Raw genomic sequence first — 4,311 nt, 5'->3', positions numbered from 1 at the left:
ACGTCCAGCACACTCGCGTGATCGAAATCCTGCATCAGATAATCCGACGCGGGTTTATTGCCGGGAAAGAGCCGCCCGAGCCAGACATTGCGAAACATTCCGGCAGCAAACGTCGGCCAGCGGCGGCAGGAGTATTGGATTGAGCCATCGGGGTTGACGACCTTGGGGCCGATAATTCCCGCGTCGGGCGTGGCATCGGCAAACGCTAGAAGGCGCTCTAGCCCCCCCGGCTCGACCGTGGCATCGGAGTTGAGCAGGAGTGCGTAGTCGGCATCCAGCCCCTCCAGCGCAATGTTGTTGCCGCCCGAGAAGCCCGTGTTCTCGTTGAGCGCGATTAGCTTGAGGTCGGGGAACTCGGCGGCGACCATCTCGGCGCTGCCATCGCCCGACGCATTGTCCACCACGACCGTCTCCCAGCCCGCGACACTTTTTAAGCACTCACGAAGCTCGTCCTTCGCTCTCCAGCTCACGACGCAAACTCTCAGGCGTCGCCCTGCCCCCGTCTCTTCCAAGCCATTTCCCCCAGCGCCCGGTTCGTCTCCAGGCGTCCAGCGTGACCGCCAACACCGCCAGAGGCCGCAGCGGATCACGCGCAAAGTGTTTTTGTAAGAAGCGCAGCCAGGCCCGGCGCGACTCCCAGACAGCAGACCGCCGAACGTGCTTCGTGGTTCCCCCGTGTCCGTGCTGCACCACTGCCTCCGGGATATACCACGTTTCCAGCCCCGCCCGTTCCGCCCGAAAGCTCCAGTCCACATCATTAAAATACAGCGGAAAGCGCTCGTCCAGCCCCCCAACTGTCTCATAGACGGCTCGCGTGAACAGCAAGCACGACATCATCGGCTGTGGCGCCGGCCCGGCCTTCTCGTAGTCAAACGCCAGCCGCGTCCAGCTTCCCGTAATCGTCGCAAGCGGCGTCGGAAAGGCCCGCACGGATTTTTGCACCGAGCCATCGGAACTTACCAGCTTCGCTGCCACAATCGCTTTTTGCGCCCCGATTAGTTTGTCAATCGCCCCCGCCGTCACACACGCATCGGGATTCAGCAAAAGAAAATAATCACCCGTCGCCGCTTTCAGTGCTTGGTTAGTCGCCGCCGCATAGATCAGATTCTCTGCGTTCGCGATCACCCGCACCTCAGGAAACTCCGCCGCCAGCATCGCCACCGCGCCATCGCTCGATGCATTGTCCACCACAAGAATCTCCGTCTCGCCGCCCGGCTGGCTCCACGGAAACGCCCGAAGCGTCGCCAAGCACTCCCGCAGATCGGGAGCCGTGTTCCAGTGGACAATAATCACCGACAGACGCATCACGTGCAGAAGCCCAGACGGTAAACCTCTGGGCTTTGGGGCGTCGTGCCTCCGCCGCGCTTCGCGAACCGCCTCACAACACTTCGCATTTCGTCAGAGCAAAAAATCTGATCATGCCGCCCTGCTCCGAGACACAGACACGACCATCACTATGTTTTTCGATCAAAACCTGTGCCTCGCAGATGCAGCAGCTTGCTGATCCTCCTCACGCATCTCCTTTCGGGATTCGTAGAAGTATTTATAGTCTGCCTTCGTGAACCAGATTTTTCCGCCTGGCTCGCCTTTTGCTAGTGCTTTCACACTCATCCTGTAGTCTGGCTCCCCCTCGGTATGGATGATCAGGCCGCTCTTTGACGCCTTGGAAATCGTGACTTTGTGTTGCTCCCCATCAAGCAGTAGGAAGCCCCTGTTCGTGATTTCGGCCACGATCTCCATTACCTCGTCCTCCGTAGTACAGAGGGGAAACGGTGCACTGTTCTGCTCTCTTCGACCAACGCGCAATTCCACCCGTTCTGAATAGGCCGCCATGTGAGCACCGAAAGCGGGAAGCACAATCTTTTTCGTGGTAGTCATCTTTTTTCCTTGTCCCTAGTGGGACTGAGCAGAGAGCCCTCGAATGGGCCGAATCTTTAGTCTTTGTTTGTTGCTTGTGCTCTCATTATAGAGGCAAAGGGGTCGTCCCTTCCTGCTTTCGCGGAAAAGAGATGGGAGAAAATTTTTTTTGTCGCAAATCTCGTGATAGCCTTCGACGGTAAACTTCTGGGCTTTGGGGCGTTCCGCCGCGCCTGCGGCGACCAACCTTGTAGCCCCGCAAAAAGTACCGACGAGGGACGAAGAGGCGGCGCCGGGTGCCCTCGGGGCGTGCCCCAAAGCCCGACGATTTCCGTCGAGGCTGTCACCGGACAGAGATTCGTAGGGGCTGATCTGGCTCCCGCACGTGTTGATCTACTAGCCGCACTGTCTGATGCGCTATCCGCACGCGCTGATTTTGATTTTTCACGGTCTGATTTATGTTCTGCACGCTCTGATTCTTCTGTGACACGCTCTGATCTAGCATTCGCACGCGCTGATCTATCCAGCACGCGCAGTAGGGGGCTCTGGAATGGGGATGCGGCGGTAGAGAGCAGCGACGGAGAGGGTGATGCCGAGGCAGTGAAGGGGAAAACTGTCTTCGCGGCGGGAGAAGCTGCGGTAGGTCCAGTCGGTCTCGGGGTTGGGACGCTCAAATACCTCGACGAGCGTCTGATCCTGAGCGATAAGAATATAGGAGCGGAGGGAGGCAAGCTGCTGGTAGTGAAGCCACTTCTCGACGCGATCTTTGTGTTCCGTAGAGTCCGAGAGCACTTCGACAACTACCGAGGGATTGCGGAGGCTACCGTCATCGTCGAAGTGTGCATCCTCACAGACCACGCTCGCATCGGGATAGAACACGCGCCCTGCTTCAAAAACACGAACCTTCTGATCCGAGTTGTAGGACTGGCACTCGGTTTCTAAAAGCTGGCGGCCCGTCTCGATAAGAAAGTTGCTGGCAAGCGTATTGTGCGTGGGTGAGGCTCCGGCCATGGCGACAATGCGATCGCCGAAAAACTCACTCTTATGCTCCGCATCTGTCTCACGGGCGAGGTACTCTTCGATAGTGACTGGCTCGGGGGCTGGCTCTGGGAGCTTGAGGGCGTAGGACATGGCGCTTTATTATGCGCTGACTTTGCTTGGCTTGTCCAGAAACTCGCGGAGGCTTTTCTCACCGCTCTCCGTGCGGGGGCCTTCGGTGCGCCAGAGAACCTCGCCTTTGGGGGTGACGATAAAGGCGTAGATTTTCCTCTGGTCTTTGAGTCCCAGCGGCTTCATGAACGCGCCTTTGTCGGAGTAGATGGTGATGGTTATGGCGCGGGTGCCGGGGTCGGGGATGCCGCGTCGCATGCCGTTGTTGATGAAGCCACGCATCATTCCCATCACCTTACCGATCACGGGGAACTCGTAGGTGCGAAGTGTAGGGTGATTCTTCATCATCTCCTTGGTGAGCGGCATCCAGGTGTCTATCTCACGCTGCTGGTTGCGCTGGAAGGCCACAAAGACTAAGTTGCGCTCGCCTGCGAAGTCTTGTGGGAAGCGCAGTTTCTTGCCTTCCAGATTGTCGGCCTGGATGCTTGGGAACGTCGGGGATGGGGGCGTTTGCATGGTGCTCTCCACAACGCTAGTGTTGAGACTCTGGTTCCCGGTCAAAGAGAAGCAGGGGCGTCTCTTGAACGGTGGCGAGGCGCTTAAGATACTCCGTGCGGGGGATCTCTTTGGCACCGAGCATTGCAAAATGAGGGGTCATGGTCTGGATATCAATCCAGGTTGCGCCGCGCTCTTTGAGATGCTCGATGAGAAAAAGCACGCCGAGTTTGGAGGCATCACTGATCGTATGGAACATGCTCTCGCCGGAGAAAACGCCGCCCGCCGTGACGCCGTAGAGGCCCGCGACTAAGTGATTGTTTTCGTCCCAGGCTTCGATACTATGGGCATCCCCGGCTGCATGCAGAGCCTGAAATGCGTTGACCATCCGGGGGGTGATCCAGGTGCCTTCCTGGCCGGTGCGCGGTGCCTTGCGGCAGAACGTGATGATCTGGTCAAAGGCCGTGTCCACAGTGAAGCGCAGCGCGAGTTTCCTGCGGCGTCGGGCGAGACGCTCGGGGATGTGTAGTTCGTCGAAGTCTAACACGGCGCGTGGGTCGGGGTTGAACCAGAGTAGAGGCAGGCCCGTGTGTGGCCACGGAAAGATTCCCTGACGGTAGGCACACTGGAGCGTGGCGACATCCAGTGGCCCACCGATCCCGACAATACCTTCAGGCGTGGCTTTTTCTGGGGGATTAAATCCGAAACGGCGACGAAACAGCACGAGCCAGATTGTACCTGATGCCCTAAGAAATTCTGTCAGACTAGGCGGCCATCTTGCAGGGTCAAGCGGCGGCCTGCGGCAGCGGCAAGCGTCTCGTTGTGCGTGACAACAATCAGCGTGATGCC

6 protein-coding genes are annotated in these 4,311 nt (G+C 58.4%); all 6 read right to left on the bottom strand.

The window, feature by feature from the left end; all coding sequences use genetic code 11:
* The coding region (locus ACH2EH_RS13525; RefSeq protein WP_395142500.1) for a glycosyltransferase at positions 1–470 on the bottom strand (470 nt) is incomplete at its 3' end.
* Positions 439–1,305, bottom strand: a complete 867-nt coding sequence (locus ACH2EH_RS13520) for a glycosyltransferase family 2 protein (RefSeq protein WP_395142502.1) — start codon at positions 1,303–1,305, stop codon at positions 439–441. The genes ACH2EH_RS13525 and ACH2EH_RS13520, both read right to left, overlap by 32 nt.
* A gap of 162 nt (positions 1,306–1,467) precedes the next feature.
* Positions 1,468–1,878 carry a hypothetical protein gene (locus ACH2EH_RS13515; RefSeq protein ID WP_395142498.1) on the bottom strand — a complete coding sequence of 137 codons (411 nt, stop codon included), beginning with the start codon at positions 1,876–1,878 and terminating at the stop codon, positions 1,468–1,470.
* 498 nt (positions 1,879–2,376) lie between these two features.
* Positions 2,377–2,988 carry a Uma2 family endonuclease gene (locus ACH2EH_RS13510; RefSeq protein ID WP_395142496.1) on the bottom strand — a complete coding sequence of 204 codons (612 nt, stop codon included), beginning with the start codon at positions 2,986–2,988 and terminating at the stop codon, positions 2,377–2,379.
* A 9-nt stretch (positions 2,989–2,997) separates the two neighbouring features.
* Positions 2,998–3,483 carry a hypothetical protein gene (locus tag ACH2EH_RS13505; protein WP_395142494.1) on the bottom strand — a complete coding sequence of 162 codons (486 nt, stop codon included), beginning with the start codon at positions 3,481–3,483 and terminating at the stop codon, positions 2,998–3,000.
* Between the two features lie 16 nt (positions 3,484–3,499).
* The gene (aat, locus tag ACH2EH_RS13500; RefSeq protein WP_395142492.1) at positions 3,500–4,186 is read right to left on the bottom strand and encodes a leucyl/phenylalanyl-tRNA--protein transferase; all 687 of its coding nucleotides are present in this window, start codon (positions 4,184–4,186) and stop codon (positions 3,500–3,502) included.
* Positions 4,187–4,311: the final 125 nt, after the last annotated feature.

It is taken from the genome of Armatimonas sp. (assembly GCF_043760365.1).
GTDB lineage: Bacteria > Armatimonadota > Armatimonadia > Armatimonadales > Armatimonadaceae > Armatimonas.
This window is presented reverse-complemented; position numbering and strand designations above follow the sequence as displayed.

What these genes read in the sequence shown, in the direction of transcription:
- ACH2EH_RS13520 (WP_395142502.1), bottom strand. Translation starts at nt 1,305, where the DNA reads ATGCGTCTGTCGGTGATTATTGTCCACTGGAACACGGCTCCCGATCTG.
- ACH2EH_RS13515 (WP_395142498.1), bottom strand. Translation starts at nt 1,878, where the DNA reads ATGACTACCACGAAAAAGATTGTGCTTCCCGCTTTCGGTGCTCACATG.
- ACH2EH_RS13510 (WP_395142496.1), bottom strand. Translation starts at nt 2,988, where the DNA reads ATGTCCTACGCCCTCAAGCTCCCAGAGCCAGCCCCCGAGCCAGTCACT.
- ACH2EH_RS13505 (WP_395142494.1), bottom strand. Translation starts at nt 3,483, where the DNA reads ATGCAAACGCCCCCATCCCCGACGTTCCCAAGCATCCAGGCCGACAAT.